13 protein-coding genes are annotated in these 15164 nt (G+C 68.7%); 4 read left to right on the top strand and 9 right to left on the bottom strand.

Translation table 11 applies throughout. The features are described from left to right. Positions 1–16 precede the first annotated feature (16 nt). Positions 17–1192 carry a hypothetical protein gene (locus DAT35_RS35025; protein WP_108073450.1) on the top strand — a complete coding sequence of 392 codons (1176 nt, stop codon included), beginning with the start codon at positions 17–19 and terminating at the stop codon, positions 1190–1192. 6 nt (positions 1193–1198) lie between these two features. Here the strand turns inward: DAT35_RS35025 and DAT35_RS35020 are convergent, their stop codons facing one another. The 5 genes from DAT35_RS35020 to DAT35_RS35000 form a co-directional block, all read right to left on the bottom strand. Beyond that, positions 1199–1861: an oxidoreductase gene (locus tag DAT35_RS35020; RefSeq protein ID WP_108073575.1), complete on the bottom strand. Its 663-nt coding sequence runs from the start codon at positions 1859–1861 to the stop codon at positions 1199–1201. Positions 1862–1911: 50 nt separating this feature from the next. Next, the gene (locus DAT35_RS35015; RefSeq protein WP_108073448.1) at positions 1912–3027 is read right to left on the bottom strand and encodes an AraC family transcriptional regulator; all 1116 of its coding nucleotides are present in this window, start codon (positions 3025–3027) and stop codon (positions 1912–1914) included. Between the two features lie 11 nt (positions 3028–3038). Next, positions 3039–3578 (bottom strand): hypothetical protein, encoded by a 540-nt coding sequence (locus tag DAT35_RS35010; RefSeq protein WP_108073446.1) that lies wholly within the window; start codon positions 3576–3578, stop codon positions 3039–3041. Then, a complete protein-coding gene (locus tag DAT35_RS35005) occupies positions 3575–4201 on the bottom strand; it encodes an RNA polymerase sigma factor (RefSeq protein WP_233261906.1) in 627 nt (208 codons plus the stop codon). The genes DAT35_RS35010 and DAT35_RS35005 overlap by 4 nt, the downstream gene beginning before the upstream one ends. 120 nt (positions 4202–4321) lie before the next feature. Then, positions 4322–4792 carry a PaaI family thioesterase gene (locus tag DAT35_RS35000; RefSeq protein ID WP_108073442.1) on the bottom strand — a complete coding sequence of 157 codons (471 nt, stop codon included), beginning with the start codon at positions 4790–4792 and terminating at the stop codon, positions 4322–4324. Between the two features lie 29 nt (positions 4793–4821). Here DAT35_RS35000 and DAT35_RS34995 point away from each other — a divergent pair, with 29 nt between their 5' ends. Continuing rightward, positions 4822–6189 carry a hypothetical protein gene (locus DAT35_RS34995; protein ID WP_108073440.1) on the top strand — a complete coding sequence of 456 codons (1368 nt, stop codon included), beginning with the start codon at positions 4822–4824 and terminating at the stop codon, positions 6187–6189. A 106-nt stretch (positions 6190–6295) separates the two neighbouring features. Then, positions 6296–8656, top strand: coding sequence for an ATP-dependent helicase (locus tag DAT35_RS34990; protein ID WP_108073438.1), 2361 nt, complete (start codon positions 6296–6298; stop codon positions 8654–8656). 16 nt (positions 8657–8672) lie between these two features. Here DAT35_RS34990 and DAT35_RS34985 read toward each other — a convergent pair whose 3' ends face one another. From DAT35_RS34985 to DAT35_RS34975, 3 genes are read right to left on the bottom strand one after another with little or no spacing between them, the layout of a single operon-like run. Further along, positions 8673–9581 carry a DUF3396 domain-containing protein gene (locus tag DAT35_RS34985; protein WP_108073436.1) on the bottom strand — a complete coding sequence of 303 codons (909 nt, stop codon included), beginning with the start codon at positions 9579–9581 and terminating at the stop codon, positions 8673–8675. Beyond that, entirely contained in the window at positions 9578–10486 is a 909-nt protein-coding gene (locus DAT35_RS34980; RefSeq protein ID WP_146210022.1) for a hypothetical protein, read from the bottom strand. The genes DAT35_RS34985 and DAT35_RS34980 overlap by 4 nt, the downstream gene beginning before the upstream one ends. Before the next feature lie 37 nt (positions 10487–10523). Next, positions 10524–11591, bottom strand: coding sequence for a PQQ-binding-like beta-propeller repeat protein (locus DAT35_RS34975; protein WP_108073432.1), 1068 nt, complete (start codon positions 11589–11591; stop codon positions 10524–10526). A gap of 54 nt (positions 11592–11645) precedes the next feature. On the opposite strand from DAT35_RS34975, the gene add reads away from it, so the two are divergent. Next, the gene (add, locus tag DAT35_RS34970) at positions 11646–12806 is read left to right on the top strand and encodes an adenosine deaminase (RefSeq protein ID WP_108073429.1); all 1161 of its coding nucleotides are present in this window, start codon (positions 11646–11648) and stop codon (positions 12804–12806) included. 21 nt (positions 12807–12827) lie between these two features. On the opposite strand, the gene DAT35_RS34965 is transcribed toward add, so the two are convergent. Continuing rightward, entirely contained in the window at positions 12828–15035 is a 2208-nt protein-coding gene (locus tag DAT35_RS34965; protein ID WP_369946266.1) for an ATP-binding protein, read from the bottom strand. Positions 15036–15164 lie beyond the last annotated feature (129 nt).

Here is a 15164-nt window from a genome sequence, read left to right as displayed (position 1 = left end):
GGAGGAGGGTACCCACATGGTCGTCGATGCACTCTCTCGTTATCAGGCCCTTCGTCAGCAACTCACGCGGGGCGGTTCTCCCAACGGTGGTTCGCTCGAGCTGATTGGAGGCATTCTCCGGCGCGGCGAGCGGTTGGGCAGGGAGGGAGTCGAGCAGGCCCTTCGGGGTCTGTCCCGCGCGGACATCGACACCTGGCTGCGGACGCAGAAGCCAGAGGCACTTCAGCCCACGCTCCTCCGGGCCGCGGAGGAAGCCGCCGAGGCCGCCCTCGGGGAAGAAGGAGAGGAGGCCGAGGTGTGGCGCAACTCCTCGATGGAAGGTCTCACCGCGCGAGATAGGGCCGAGTCCGCCTCACGTGCCATCGGCGAGTGGGAATCACTGCATGGCCCCCTCGAGGGAGACGCGGCACTGAAGTTGAAGTCGTTTCGTGAGGGACTCGGGCGTCTGGACGCAGCGCTCCGCTCGAAGTCCCGCTGGTTCATCCCCCTCAACCCGCGCCGCAGAGCCGAGCGAGACATCCTCGATGCCGCCGAGCGGGTCCGGGCGTGGTGGTTCACAGAGCGCGCCGAGTGTGACGACTTCATCTCCGCGTTGAGCAATCGTCCCGAGCGGCCGAGTCCCCATCTGCAGAGCTGCTCCGATTGCCGTGCCGACCTGGCGAGTACCGAGCCCGTGGAAGCTCCTCCCCGGCGGCACCTGAGCGCGGATGACCTGTGGCGCTTCGACATGGGGTTGATGTCGGCCGTGGAGCTGAAGTGGGTGGATGGGCATACGGAGAAATGCATCGACTGTGCGCAGGCCATCTGGGCGTTGGAGGAGGGAGACGAGGCCATCGAGCAGGCGCGGGACGAGGAGCAGCCCGCCGCGGCCCGGAGCTCGCGCACCGCGGAGGCCGCCCCACGCAGGCCAGGCGCCGCGCGCCATCCCGAGCAGCGTGAAGTGCTGGAGGAGCGGCGGGAGTTCCGCGTGGTGCTCGTGCGAGAGCGTCAGCGGGCCCGGCTCCTGGTTCAACCCCTTTCGGGGCGTGCCGTGACGGCGGCCGTCTTCCTGGCCCCCGGCAAGCCCTCGCTCAAGCCCCAACAAGGTCCGGAAGGTCTCCAGTTCGACCTCGGCACTGGGGGCGGTCGCTCCGCCCACCTGATGGTGCGGGTGGGCAACAACGAAATCTTCGAGCGCGACTTCTCCTTCTAGGTCCGCCTATCGGCCGAGCTCCTGCAGCTCCCCCGAGGGAACCACCCGCGCACCCTGGGGTGCGGCGTGCGCCAGGGCGACAATCGCCCGTGCGACGGTCCGCGCCTCGATGGGGCGGCTGGCCAGTGGACGCAGCAGTGGCGCGAGCACCCGCGAGGCGAGGATGGCCGCGTGCTCGCCCGGACGGCTCTCCGCGCGCTCGCCGAGCAGCAGCGATGGTTGGAGGATGACGAGCGACTCGAAGCCCATGGCCTTGAGCGCCTCCTCCACCTCGCCCTTCACGCGGTTGTAGAAGACGCGCGAGCGCGGGTTGGCGCCGAGCGCCGTCACCACGAGGAAGCGCTGGACGCCCGCCTTCTTCGCCGCCCTCGCGAAGGCCAGCACGGCGTCATGGTCCACCGCGCGGAAGGCCTCCTGGCTGCCGGCCTTCTTGATGGTGGTGCCCAGGGTGCAGAAGGCATCCTGCGCGGTGGGCAACGCCTCGGCGTCGAGCCGGGCGAAGTCCACGGTGTGCTGGACGAGCTTCGGGTGCTGCTTCGGCAGGGGGCGGCGGCCCAGGGAGTGCACCTCCCGGTACCGCGCATCCTCGAGCAGCGCGTCGAGCAGATGGCTTCCGACGAGACCGCTCGCACCGGCCACGAGCGCGGTGCGCGTTTGCGTTTCTTCCATGCGCCGGATGCTCAGCACCTCCGGTGGGTGGGCGCCAGTGGGCGTGTTCTCTAACGGTTCTGGGGCGGCGCGGAGATGCGATCCATGGGGGCGATGGGCGGCTGCACCGCGCCCCTCGCGGCCGAGACCGAACGGAAGCCATTGTAGAAGAAGGCGACCACCAGGGGCACCGACGGTGGACTCTTGCTGAGCGCCACGCCGCAGACATCGAGATAGTCGCTCATGCCAATGCCTGTGGGGTTCCGGTAGCGGATGCAGGTTCCATCCTCGCGGGGGCGGCCCTCCTCGCGCACCAGTTCCCGCGAGTAGATGCCCCACTTCATGACGAGCTTCTCCGCGCCCAACTCGATGAACACCTGATCGGAGCCCCACACGCCCTGGATGAGGGTGGAGGGACCGCCTGCCCGGACGACAACGTTCAGGTCCTTCTGGGCCAGGGTGCCCTGCACCGTGTTCCCGTTCAGGGTGAGCGCGCTGGAGACGTTGTCCTTCCAGGAGCCATCCAGTTGCGGCAGCCACCGGTTCATGCCCGCATCAACCTTCTCCGCGTTGAACCAGGCCTCGCCGATGCGGCCCGCGGGTAGGCGGCGTTGGGGCCTGTTGGCGATCAGGTTGGTGACCGGGACGGAGGCGTCCACCGTCTCGAAGCGCACGGCGCCGATCCACGCCTTGCCCGTGCCGCTGAGCATCAGCCCGGCCATGATGGCCTTGGACTCCTGGGGCACGTCCAGCACCACCTCGTAGCGCTTGCACGGCGTGGTGCCCACCACCGCTCGCGACTGCATGTTGTCGAAGGCGAGCGGCTCCTTCGGATCCTCGCCCTCCACCCGCATCCACAGGCCGGTCCAGCCCTGTACGTCCTCGGTGCGTACCTCCGCGGAAAAGCGCAAGCGCTTGCCCCGAAAGGTCTGCGCGCCAAAGGCCTGCATGAAGGTGCCGTAACCGCTGGGGCTCGCCTGGAGCGAGCGCAGGTACGCGCTGCGGTTGCCCTCGCACGGGCTCTGGGTGTCCAGGCCCGCCTCGTAGAGCTTCGGGGCGCTTTCGGTGACGAACCACCCCTCGGGCAGGCCCTTCTTCTTGTCGTCCGCGGCCGAGGCGCTGGTGCCTCCCACGGCGAGCGCCGCCACCCACAGGAGCGTCAGGATCTGCTTCATCCGATCGGTCATGGCGGTGCCTTTCACAGCGAATAGGGCCCTGAGGCGTTCAGCGCGCCCGCCGGGAGTCCGGCATAGCCCTCGTAACGGGGCACCTCGCCCACACCCTGGGGGTACTGCACCAGCAGCCCGCGCGCCAGCGCCTCCGTGGCACACGTCTCCTGGCTGTCCAGGTCCGGGCAGGCCACCAGCCGCTCCGGCGTCTCCGGCAGCTCCAGCGGCAACGCCATCACCGGGAAGTCGTCGTCCTGGGTCAGCGGGTGCACGGCCCGCTCGGGGCGGAGGACGACCATCAGCACCGCCGCCGCGGCCGCCATCATCACCCCCGCGGCGGCGGACGTCCGGACCCGGTTCCATCGGGCCGGGCGGATCACCCTGGCCTGCACGCTGGCGGCCTGGGCCACCTCGCGCAGCTGTTCCTCCAGCAGTGCCTCCCGCTGAAGGATGAGGGCGCAAGGGGTACATTGAATCGTGTGGGCCTCGAGGGCCGCCGCGGCTTCCGGTTCCAACGCACCCAAAACGTACTGTTCGGCGTCGGCCGGGCGGATGTGCGGCTGGTTCATGGTGCTACTTCCTCCTCGAGGACGTTCCGCAGCTTCTTGCGGACCTCGCACAGGATTTGTCGGACGCGCTGCACGGACAAGCCGACGCGCGCGGCCACTTCGGCGTGCGGCAACTCCTGGCCGTCGCACGCCAGTTGAAAGACCCGCTGGGCGCTCGCCGAGCACCCCCGGAGCGCCTCCTGGGTCCGGGCGAGCTGCTCCTCGGACAGCAGGCGCCGCTCGGCGGAGGCGGATGGATCCACCGGCTGGTGGGACTCGGGCAGCTCCTCCACCGGACCGGCCAGGGACTCGCGCCGGTTCTTGCGCGCCTCGTCGGCGGCGAGGAACGCCGCCTGGGTGAGGGCGAGGTTGGGCAGGCGCAGCTCGGTGAGCATCCCCTTTTGTTGCTGCTGGATGAGCCGGGCCCACGTCTCCTGGGCCAGCTCCTGGGCACGATCCGCCCGGACCCCCCGGGCGAGCAGCGAGACCACGACGCGGTGGTGGTAGCGGGAGACCAGGGCGTTCCAGGCGGCACGTTCCCCGTTCAGGGCGCGCCGTGTGAGCTCGGCCTCGTCCTCCAGCGCGCTCCCCCCCGGTCGCGCGCTCTCCTCCGGCTGTCGCACCACGCTCCGAATCGGTTGCACCAAGGCCACACCCATCGTGTCTTCCCGAGCTTCCGTTGGCCCGCCGGAGCCTCGCTGCTCCCCGGTGCCAGGGAAACGTCCGGTGTCGGTGGACATATCGATGGGGGATGGAGCGGGGGTTCAGTTGACGGCCGGGCTGTCGCCCGAGGCCCACTTCATCGTGGACGTCTTGACCACGCCCTGGCAGCGGGCACACACCTGTCCCTGTTCATCATACATCCGGGCGGAGGCGAAGAGGGTGGAGGTGCCGAAGCTGTCGATGGTGGCCTCGGCGCGGATGGAGTTGCCCCGGAGGGGGCGCTCGAAGCTCATGGAGAGCTGCATGGTGGCGGCGCGGCGGCTGGGGTCCACCAGGGCGGGCGTGCAGCCGATGACCAGGTCGAAGAGGGCGGCGATGATGCCCCCATTGACGGCGGAGGTACCCAGGCCCCCCCGGTGCTCGGGGCGGACCTCGGGGAGGCTGACGACCGCCTTCTCCCCCTGGGGGAAGCTCAGCCTGGCACCGAAGAACTTGAGCGTCTGGCTCTGGTTGAACTGCTCGGCGAAGCGGTCGAGCTGTTCCTGGGTAGGACGGGTCTCTGCTTCAGACATGGTGCGACTCTACTGGTAGAACGTCGTCCATGCCTCGCCTGTCGCGTGTCCTGGTCGCTGTCCTGCTGGCCGTGTCGGGGTGCACGGGTCTCCGGGCATGTGGGGACTCCTCCGGACCGGTCCAGCAGCCCCTGGCCCAGGCCTCGGACGCCGGGACATCCCCGGATGCTTCCACGCCTGGTGTGGCCTCTCCGCCGCCGGAGGCACGCTACGCGAAGACGTGGCTGGTCATCGTCCACTCCTCGGCCAACCCGGGGGAGGGAGGCGATGCCCTGGCGGCGCTGAAGAAGACGGGGCTGCCCTCGGAGCCGCGCCGGCTGTCCACCAATGCCTTCCGCGACCTGCGCCCGTGTCTGGAGGTGGTGGTGGCCCGGGCCTTCGCGGGCCGGGCGGAGGCGGACGCCTACCAGAAGCAGCTGGCCGCGGCGGGAGTGGAGGCCTACGTGAAGAACGCCGGGCCGCTGGAGTCGGATCGCGAGGGCAGGGAAGCCGCCTGCCGGGCCGGCGCCGAGGCCCATGCCGCACGCGCCGAGTCCCTGAAGCGGCAGGCGGTGCCTCGCTTTGTGGAGTCGCATGCCGGGCGCACCTTCATGCTGCTGGGCGAGGCGAGTGAGAGCGTCGTGCTCGAGCCCATGGACGCGCGCCGGAGCCTGTGGATGTCCGCAGTGGAGCAGGACCCCACCGGCCTCTTCACCAGGGGAGATGGCGTGGACCTCTACGGAGTGGACGGGCCCGTGCACGCGGGCTGCAAGGTGACGGGGTTCGCGTGGATCAACCGGGGCGTGCCCCACTTCGGCTACTTCCAGCAGGAGCCGCCCCCCGAGGCGCCCGGGTGTGGCCGGGCCTGGGCCTTCGCCGAGCTGGACTGCGCGGTGGAGCCGGAGTCGCTGGTGTTCGCCCTGCCCGCGGGTTCGAAGGCGCCGGTGTTCTTCGCTCCCAGCGAGGGGCCTTCCTCCGAGGTGCTGGCCGCCCAGGAGGACGCGCTCCGTCGCTCCCCGCGCTTCGCCATGCTGCGCTCCGAGGGCTCGGTCCAGGCGGAACAGGTGCAGGAAGAGCTGAGCGAGGAGGTGAGGTCGTTCAGCTACGCCTCGGGAGAGCGGTACGCGGTGGTGACGGTGGCGCGCTTCCGCACGGGCGAGGGCAACTCGACGTGCGGCACGGACTACAACCAGCAGGTCTCCCGGGCCGTGGTGCTGGAGCCGGGCCGCGGAGAGCGACTCCTGCCGGCGAAGGAGCTGGTCGGGGACGATGTGGTGGGCGTGCTGGACCTGGAGGGGGACGGGGCGGTGGAGTTGCTCCTGCACGAGTCCTGGCCCTCCCAGGCGATGCGTCTGGTGAGGGAGGATGGCACCGAGGTGGCTGGGGCCGTGGTGGAGAACTGCGACTGCGGGTGCTGAACCGACCCTGGTGCATGCTCCCCGACAGGGCAGGCGGGCGATTCCCGGCGTGGAACATCCTTCCAGTCGGACGGAAACTCGTTAGAAGCAGGGTTTCCCTCTAGATATGGCGCCTGCCGTGAACGCCGAAAACGAACTCCTCAAAGACCTGAACGAGCCCCAGAAGGAAGCGGTCCTCCACGGGGAGGGTCCGCTCCTCGTGCTGTCGGGCGCGGGCAGCGGCAAGACGCGCGTCATCACTCGCCGGGTGGCCCACCTGGTCCAGGTGCGCGGCGTCTACCCCTGGCGCATCCTCGCCGTCACCTTCACCAACAAGGCCGCGCGAGAGATGAGGGAGCGGCTCGTCCAGCTCCTCGGCCTCCAGGCGCACGAGCTGGTGGTGAGCACCTTCCACTCCTCGTCGTCGATGATTCTGCGCCGTGTCCTCCGGGACGCGTCGGTGGCGGAAGCGGTGGGGCTCACGCCCTCGTTCGTCATCTACGACGATGGGGATCAGCTCCAGCTCGTCAAGCGCGCCATGCGCGAGGTGCGCGTGGACCCGGTGATGCAGCCGCGCGAAATCCTCCACCGCATCGATCAGGAGAAGAACGCGGCGCGGCTCCCGGACGACATGGTGGTGGACTCGGAGGACCTGCGCGGCACGGTGGTGCAGAAGACCTACCGGGCCTACCAGCGGCTGCTGCGCGCGGCGAACGCGGTGGACTTCGGCGACCTGCTCCTGCTGCTGGTGGCGCTCTTTCGCCAGCGCCCGGACGTGGTGGAGCAGTACCGGCGGCGCTTCCAGCACATCCTCGTGGACGAGTTCCAGGACACCAACCCGGTGCAGTACGAGCTGCTGCGCCTGCTGGCCCCTCCGGAGCGCCGTCCCAACCTGGTGGTGGTGGGCGATGACGATCAGTCCATCTACCGCTGGCGCGGGGCGAGCGTGGACAACATCCTCAACTTCCCGGTGCAGTTCGAGGGCGCCCGGGTGGTGAAGCTGGAGCAGAACTACCGCTCGGACCAGAACATCCTGGACTCGGCGCACGCGGTCATCGCGCGCAACACGCGGCGCATGCCGAAGAAGCTGTGGAGCGACCGGCCCAAGGGCGAGAACCTCACGCTGCTGCTCAACCGGGACGAGCGCGCCGAGGCCCAGGAAGTGGCCCGCCGCATCCACGCGCTGCAGCGCGAGGGCTTCATCAAGTACTCGGGGATGGCGGTCTTCTACCGGACCAACGCGCAGAGCCGCGTGCTGGAGGAGGCGCTGCGGCTGGCGCGCGTGCCGTACACGCTGGTGAGCGGACGCAGCTTCTACGACCGGGCCGAGGTGCGGGACGCGGCGGCCTATCTGCGGCTGATGGTGAACCCTCGCTCGGACGCGGACCTGCTGCGCATCATCAACACGCCGGCGCGAGGCATTGGCGATACCACGGTGGAGCGGCTGGTGGACTGGGCCAACCAGGCAGGGGTGAGCCTGTACGAGGCCACCGCGGCGCCCGAGCGGATTTCAGGTCTGAATACGGCGGCGCAGCGCCGGCTGACCAACTTCCACGCGTTGCTGTCCTCGCTGCATGCCTTCGCCCAGGACTCGGCGGACGCGGCGAGCGCGGTGGACCAGATGCTGAAGGAGTCGCACCTGGTGGAGTCGCTCGTCACGGAGGGCAGTGACGAGTCGCTGTCGCGAGCGGAGAACCTGCGCGAGTTCCTGGGTGCCGCACAGGAGTTCGACCTGAACCGGGCGGCCGCGGCGGTGGCGGCGGCCTCGGGAGGGGACGGGGAGAGAGCCGAGCGGCCTCCAGAAGAGGAGGGCCTGGACGACTCGCCGCTCACGGCGGACGTGCCGCCGCTCAACGCCTTCCTGGAGCAGATCAGCCTGGTGGGCGAGGCGGACGCCGAGGTGGGCGAGGGCCGGGTGGCGCTGATGACGCTGCACGCGGCGAAGGGGCTCGAGTTCGACGCGGTGTTCATCACCGGCATGGAGGACGGAGTTTTTCCGCACTCTCGCTCGCTCGTGAGCGACGATCCGGACGGCGAGGAGATGGCCGAGGAGCGGCGGCTCTGCTACGTGGGCTTCACGCGAGCACGCAAGCGGCTGTTCGTGAGCCTGGCGCAGTGCCGCTCGCTGTTCGGCGAGCTGCGCTACAACCCGCCCTCGCGTTTCTTGCGAGAGGTGCCGCAGTCGCTCTTCGGCATCGCGGAGCAGGAACTGGAGACACCGGCACCGAAGGCGTCAGCGATGGCGCCGCGCAAGCGCAACTGGGGTGACGAGGACGACGGGCCGCGCATCGACCGCTCCTACTCGCAGGCGTCGGACATGGACGGAGTGGGCGGAGACGTGCGCGGGATGCGGGTGCGCCACGAGCAGTTCGGCATGGGACGCATCGTGTCGACGGATGGCGCGGGTCCCAACGCGAAGGTGACGGTGGACTTCGGAGGGGCCGTGGGCCTCAAGCGAGTCATCGCTCGCTTCCTGCTGCCAGGCTGACGGAGAGTCTCCGTTGTCAGTCGAGGAACCGCCGCTCCCAGCGGCGGACGTCCTCCATCGGTGCGGAGGTATGGAGCTGCGGCTCGTGGTAGAGCCAGGGCTCCAGCACGCGCGCCAGCTCGCGGTAGGCGGGCAGGTCGTGGCCCTGCTCGGTGTCGCCCGCTTCAGGTATGGGGCCCAGAATGACGACGGCTCGATCACCCTCCAGTTCCTGGACGGTGGTTTCCGGATGGTGCAGCTGGGCGCGCAGTCCGGCTGCGCCGCCCAGTTCTCCCAGCACGGGCTGACCGAGGAAGGTCAGCCAGGAGGGGCCTCGCACCTGGGTGCCGATGTGCAACGAGACCCAACTCGTGTCGGGAACATCCATGCCTGGATGGCGGAACCATCGCTTGTGAATCTCCTGGCTCACACCAACAAGGCTGGTATCGCAATTGAACGCAAGGCCGACGTTGCCCGTGCAGAAAGGCAGGCGTGATGCCAGCTCCAGCGCCAGGTCGCGAACCCGCTCGGGGCCTTGCTCCTCGAGATACTCCGTCGGCAGCCAGAAGGAGACGGCGGATGTCGCACCGGGTTCGCTCTTGAGGAACGGCGCATCCATGCGTCTGCCTTGATAGAGAAACTTGTAGCGTGTCTCCGTGCTCGACGCATCGGTCAAGTGGATATAGGCACTGCGGCGGGCGTTGAACTCCTGGCGAATGAGCGACCAGCCCACCTCGTCGAGGAATTGCCAGTCGCCCTCTTTATCGGCGTACAGGCCGAGTGCAGTCTGGCCAACCGCGCGCAGGTACGTCTCGAGCGATCGCGCAATGTGTTGCGAAATGTCCTGGTGAGAACGGCGGATGTAGAAGGTCAGGGTAAGCCCTTCTCTGATCAGGAGATATCCATTCTCGGCGCGAATGCGAATTCGCGGGTAGGGGCGGCTCATGGGATGACTCCCAGCCGAGGAAGGACGCGCGCTACGAAACTCGCTATGTATTTCAAATAGACGGATTTTTGAGTTTCGTTTTCAAATGGGTGGTCCTCGGGATACCGGCCCCAATCCGGAGGTTGGTCGGTATTCACGCAAGGGAATTTGAAGTCATAAGCGGCTTGAGCGTTGAGGGGGTCTCCCTCGTGAATGACGACGTCCGGCTTCAGCGTTCCCGTTAGCTCTCCGGCATTGCCAGAGTCCACCAGGGCGTCCTCTTCCTCTGTGCTTACCAGCTTTTTCTCCCCTGTTTCCCGGTTGATGATGCGGTAGCGCTGCTCCAGGCTGAAGCCTCCCGGCCTCAGTCCACTCAATGCGAGGTCGGCACATTTCTGAGCGACCTCATGCATCTCGAGACCGAGTCGTATGGCCCACGTCACTCGCCTGCCTGTGGCGTCCTTTGTCATCTGCTTGCACTCGTTGGCGTTCGGAGACAGTTTCTCGAACTGTCCCTCGTGCCGTAGGAGCACCTCCGAGCGCGCCAGGTCGGCGCATTTCGTGAGCTCCTCCTCGATGGATTTCCGGACTGTCTCCTCGAGCACCACTTTCAGGACGGCGCCGGTGGAGGCCACCTCCGTTCCGTAAAGCGCGGCGCAGGCGGAGAGGCTGTTGCGGCAGGTGGCCGAAGGGGAGTCGATACCAACAGGCGCGTTGCTGTAACCGTAGTGTCCCGGTGTGCCGCCCTGGGGCCCTCTCGATGCGGTGGTGACACATGCGGATTGGGCCATGAGCAGTCCCAGGGCCACCATCTTCAGCAAGTGCCGCTGTCTTGCGCCTCCTCGGCGCGGGTCAACAATCCGGTTGCACATGCCGCACCTCTCCGCTTCTCTCGCGTTCGCGTTGCTTGTCTTGAAGTCGCCCACCTTGGCTCGTCATGGCCCCCAATGAGCGGGCGCGTGCTCACTGCTTTGGCGGTTGCAGCCTCCACGAGAGCACCCGCCCGTCCTGTCCCTGCACGAAGAGCTGATCTCCAATCACCACCGGCCGGGTGAGGAGCGGCGTATCCAGCCTCAGCGAGAAGACCGGAGGTCCCCCCCGGGGTTTGAGCCCGAGCAACCACCCCTGGGTGCTCCGGGTGGGCACCAACAACCACTCGCGGAATTCGACGACCTGCGTCACGAGCGGCGCGGGCAGGGTCATGCGGAACACCTCCCGCCCGTCCTGGGGCGACAGCGCGAGCAGCAGCGGCTCGTCCGTGCCCACCCAGATGGACTCCTTGGCGAAGCTCGGGGGGCTCGTGAGAGTGGGGGCCGGTGTCTGCCGCCAGTGCACCTGCCCGTCGGCAAGCCCGAGCGCGAGCACCTCGCCCTTCCGGGTGGAGGCGTACAGCACCTCTCCCCGTGCCTCCATCCCCAGCACCTGGACCAAGGGATGGCGCCAACGCACCGTGCCATCCTGGGGCGACAGCGCCACCAGCCCCACGTCTCCGAGCGCCACCACCAGGCGCTCTCCAGCGAGGACGGGCGAGGGCAGGGGCCGGGTGGCCTCGGGGTGGGGCTCGCCCGGGGGCAGGGGCCGGCGCCAGCGCACCTCGCCCGAATCCACCGCGAGGGCTCGCACCGAGCCATCCGGCGCCACCACGTAGACGGAGCTCGCGTCCGAGACGAGCGGCGTCAGGACGGCCGGCTGCCCGGTGAGGCGCCAGCGCTCCGTGCCCTGGGCGCGCGTGAGACTGACGAGAGTCCCTCCAACCGTTCCCACGATGATGCTGTCTCCCGACGCCGCGGGGCGCGCCGCGACCTCGCGGCCCAGCTCCACCTGCCAGACGGGCTCTCCTTGGCGGTTCAACCGAAGCAGCCGGCCGGCCTCGTTGCCCACCAGGACCCCGTCCTCCAGGGGCACCAGCTCCACCCGGGAGGGAGCGTCGGTGGAGAAGGCGAAGAGCTTGTCGGTGGGCTGCCGACAGGCGGCCATCAGCGCGGCGATGGCGAGCGGTAAGGCGAGGCGCTGAATGACCGGAGGCGTCATGGTTGAGAGAGGATTTTCAGACCCCTAGGATGCTTGGCAAGGAAGGAACCCGACATGGCTTCGATTCGCGACGACGAGCTCCCCAGCTCGACTGGTATTCCCTCATCCGCCCGCCGGTCTGACTGGGCCCCGCCCCCGGCCATCCCCGTCACCGAGGAGCTGCTCCTCGCCCTGCCCAAGACGGACCTGCACTGTCACCTCGATGGCTCCATGCGGCTCAAGACGATCCTCGAGCTGGCCGATCAGCAGAAGGTGAAGCTGCCCGCGGACACCGAGGACGGCCTGGCCAAGGCCATCCACATGGGCGAGGTGTGCAAGAGCCTCGAGGACTACCTGGTGGCCTTCGACGTGACGCTCTCGGTGCTCCAGACGGCCGAGTCCCTCTACCGCTCGGCCTACGAGCTGGCAGTGGACGCGGCGGCGGAGAACGTGCGCTACATCGAGGTGCGCTACTCGCCCGCGCTGCACCTGCAGAAGGGCCTGAAGATGACCACGGTCATCGACTCGGTGCTCGAGGGGTTGCGCGTGGCCAAGCGCGAGACGGGCATCAAGTACGGCGTCATCGTCTGCGGCATCCGCCACATCAACCCACAGACGTCCATGCGGCTGGCGGAGCTGAGCGTGGCCTACAAGAACCGGGGCGTCATCGGCTTCGACCTGGCGGGCGCCGAGGCGAGCTTCCCCGCCAAGGACCACAAGGACGCCTTCCAGCTCATCCTCAAGAACAACGTCAACTGCACGGCGCACGCGGGCGAGGCCTTCGGGCCCGAGTCCATCTCCCAGGCCATCCACTACCTGGGGGCGCACCGCATCGGCCACGGCACGCGGCTGCGCGAGGATGGCGACCTGCTCAACTACGTGAACGACCATCGCATCCCGCTGGAGGTGTGCCCCTCCTCCAACGTGCAGACGGGCGCGGTGTCGAGCCTGGACGCGCACCCGCTCAAGTTCTACTTCGACTACGGCCTGCGGGTGACCATCAACACCGACAACCGCCTCATCACCGACACCACGGTGACGAAGGAGCTGTGGGTGGCGCACAAGGAGCTCGGGCTGTCGCTGGAGGACCTGACCACCATCATCGTCTCCGGCTTCAAGAGCGCCTTCCTCCCGTTCCGCGAGAAGCAGGATCTGCTGCGTCAGGTGAACCAGGAGATCGCCCAGACGCTGGCGGACTTCCAGAAGCGGCCGCAGGCGGTGAAGCAGTCGGCCTGAGCCGGGGCGGGATGCCTCGCCTCACCGCGGGGCCGGGCTGGACACCGGGAGGGTGAAGTGGAAGGTGGAGCCCTTGCCCACCTCGCTCTCCACCCAGATGCGGCCTCCGTGGTGCTCGACGATGTCCCGGCAGATGTAGAGCCCCAGTCCCAGCCCTCCGAAGCCGGAGATGGGGGCGTTGCGTGCCCGGAAGAAGCGCTCGAAGAGGTGGGCCTTCTGGTCCGGAGGAATGCCAATGCCTCCGTCCGCCACCGAGACGAGCGCCTGCTGGGCCGTGTCACGCTCCACCGTGACGCGGATGGTGCCTCCCGTGGGGCTGTATTTGAGGGCGTTCTCCAGCAGGTTCACCAGCACCTGCGCGAGCCGGCTCCGGTCTCCCTGGATGGTGAAGGCCTCGTCGGGCTCCTCGTACTCGAGCGTGTGATGGGTGCTGATCGGGCGCAGGTCCGCGAGCACCTCGCGGATGAGCTCCCCGAGTGGTACGGGCTCGTGCTTCAGCTCCAGCCGGCCCGCCTGGATGCGGGAGGTGTCCAGCAGATCATTGATGAGCCCGGAGAGTCGCGCGACCTGGGCGAGCGCCTTCTCCGCGTGTTGGGCGGGCAGGGGCTGTCCGGACGACGCCCGCTGCTTCAACACCTGCAGGTGCAGCTTGAGCGGGGTGAGGGGGGTCTTCAGCTCGTGCGAGGCGATGGACAGGAAGTCGTCGCGCACGCGGATGGCCTCCTGGGCCTCGCGCAGCAGCCGTTCCCGCTCCTCCTGTGCGCGGCGCTGCGCCGTCACGTCCCGGTAGCTGAAGACGCGGCCGATGATGGTGTCCCCCTGCCGCTGGGGCCGTGAGTAGCGCTCGATGACGCGCCCGTCGAGGTGCTCCAGGACATCGACGCTCTCGCTGTCGGCGGTCGCGAACAGCTGCTTGACCCGTTCGCGGACCTGTTCCGGGTTCTTGAGCTGGGGCTGCATGTGCGCGCTCAACACCCTGCCATCCCGGCGCTCCAACAGGCTGTCGGGGATCCTCCAGAGCTCCTGGAACCTGCCGTTGTAGGTGCGGACCCGCCAGTTCAGGTCCACGACGAGCACGCCATCCGCGGTGGCCTCGAGCGTGGTGCGCAGCAGGGAGATGGTGTGCTCCAGCTGCTCCCGGGCCTGGCGCTGCTCGGTGACGTCCACCATGATGCCCCGCAGCTCGCGGGGCTTGCCGTTCTCGGAGACCACCGTGACGATGTCGCGCAGCCAGACGATCCGCCCGTCGGCGGCGATCATCCGGTACTCGAACTCATGGGGCCTGCACTCCTGGGTCGCCTTCATGCAGAAGGCGGGGGCCCAGTCCCGGTCCTCGGGGTAGAGGTGGTTCACCCAGAAGTTGGGCTCCTGTATCCATTGTTGGATGGGATAGCCGAGCAGGCGCTCGGCCTGCTTGCTGACGAAGGTGAAGCGGAAGGCCGCATCGGTGGACCAGACGATGCCGTCGACGGTGTCGATGAGCTCCTCATGCTCGCGCTGGGCGCGGGTGAGCTCCTGGGCCGCCTCGTCCAGGTCGGAGACGTCCGTGGCGACCCCGAGCGCCCCGATGATGGCACCGCCCGCGTCCCGAAAGGGTCCCACCCGGCTCCGGTAGACGCGGCCGCGGGCGGTGAAGTCGAAGCCCACCGTTTCTCCCGCGAGCGCCTGGCGGTGGGCCGAGGCCCAGGCCTTGGGGTCCGCGGCGCGGGCCGTGGCGCACAAGAGATCCTCGGCGCCGGGAGCCTGCTGTCGTGGGCTGCACCACCGGATGGACAGGTTCTCGTCCACCATCCAGGCGGGTCCGGGCAGTCCGTCCAGTGCCTCGCGGAGCTCCTCCTCGGAGCCCGAGGGCCCGTTGCGGTTCAGGCAGACATAGGAGGCCGGAGTCCGCGCTTCCAGCGGAGCGGGCCGCAGGGAAGGGGAGACGACCCGGACGGTGCCGAGGAGCTCTCCGCCGCCCTCTTCCGAGGGCTCGATGGCGCTCAGCTCGACGGACAGGAAGACGAGCCGCTCCTTCGCCGCCAGCGCGCGGAACTCGAGGGTGAGGGACTCTCCTGTCCGGGCCACCCGCCACCATGCCTCCAGCACCCGGTCGAGATCCTCCTTGTGGACGAGCCGGTGGACGAAGCCCCGTTCCTTCCACTCCTCGGGCGGGTAGCCGAGCAGATGCACGAGGGGACGGCTCACCCAGCGGAAGCGCGGGGGCAGGCCTCCTCCAATCCAGAGCATCGGTGAGGCGTTTGCCGGGCCAGGTATGCCCCGCCACTCCTCACTCCGCTGCGTATCGGCCATGGCTCTCCCCCGTTGGCCCGGGGGAGACCGCCAGCACAGGAGCTCGGCGGCACCAGCGGGCCCGGC

This window comes from Vitiosangium sp. GDMCC 1.1324, assembly GCF_003044305.1.
Lineage (GTDB): Bacteria > Myxococcota > Myxococcia > Myxococcales > Myxococcaceae > Archangium.
The sequence above is the reverse complement of the archived record's forward strand: the minus strand, read 5'-3'. Positions and strand labels throughout refer to the sequence as shown.

Bases quoted from the DNA above. Each gene is read 5' to 3' on its own strand.
- DAT35_RS35010 (WP_108073446.1), bottom strand. From the start codon at position 3,578: ATGAACCAGCCGCACATCCGCCCGGCCGACGCCGAACAGTACGTTTTG.
- DAT35_RS34990 (WP_108073438.1), top strand. From the start codon at position 6,296: ATGGCGCCTGCCGTGAACGCCGAAAACGAACTCCTCAAAGACCTGAAC.
- DAT35_RS35020 (WP_108073575.1), bottom strand. From the start codon at position 1,861: ATGGAAGAAACGCAAACGCGCACCGCGCTCGTGGCCGGTGCGAGCGGT.
- DAT35_RS35000 (WP_108073442.1), bottom strand. From the start codon at position 4,792: ATGTCTGAAGCAGAGACCCGTCCTACCCAGGAACAGCTCGACCGCTTC.
- add (WP_108073429.1), top strand. From the start codon at position 11,646: ATGGCTTCGATTCGCGACGACGAGCTCCCCAGCTCGACTGGTATTCCC.
- DAT35_RS35025 (WP_108073450.1), top strand. From the start codon at position 17: ATGGTCGTCGATGCACTCTCTCGTTATCAGGCCCTTCGTCAGCAACTC.
- DAT35_RS34985 (WP_108073436.1), bottom strand. From the start codon at position 9,581: ATGAGCCGCCCCTACCCGCGAATTCGCATTCGCGCCGAGAATGGATAT.
- DAT35_RS34965 (WP_369946266.1), bottom strand. From the start codon at position 15,035: ATGCTCTGGATTGGAGGAGGCCTGCCCCCGCGCTTCCGCTGGGTGAGC.
- DAT35_RS35015 (WP_108073448.1), bottom strand. From the start codon at position 3,027: ATGACCGATCGGATGAAGCAGATCCTGACGCTCCTGTGGGTGGCGGCG.
- DAT35_RS34975 (WP_108073432.1), bottom strand. From the start codon at position 11,591: ATGACGCCTCCGGTCATTCAGCGCCTCGCCTTACCGCTCGCCATCGCC.
- DAT35_RS34995 (WP_108073440.1), top strand. From the start codon at position 4,822: ATGCCTCGCCTGTCGCGTGTCCTGGTCGCTGTCCTGCTGGCCGTGTCG.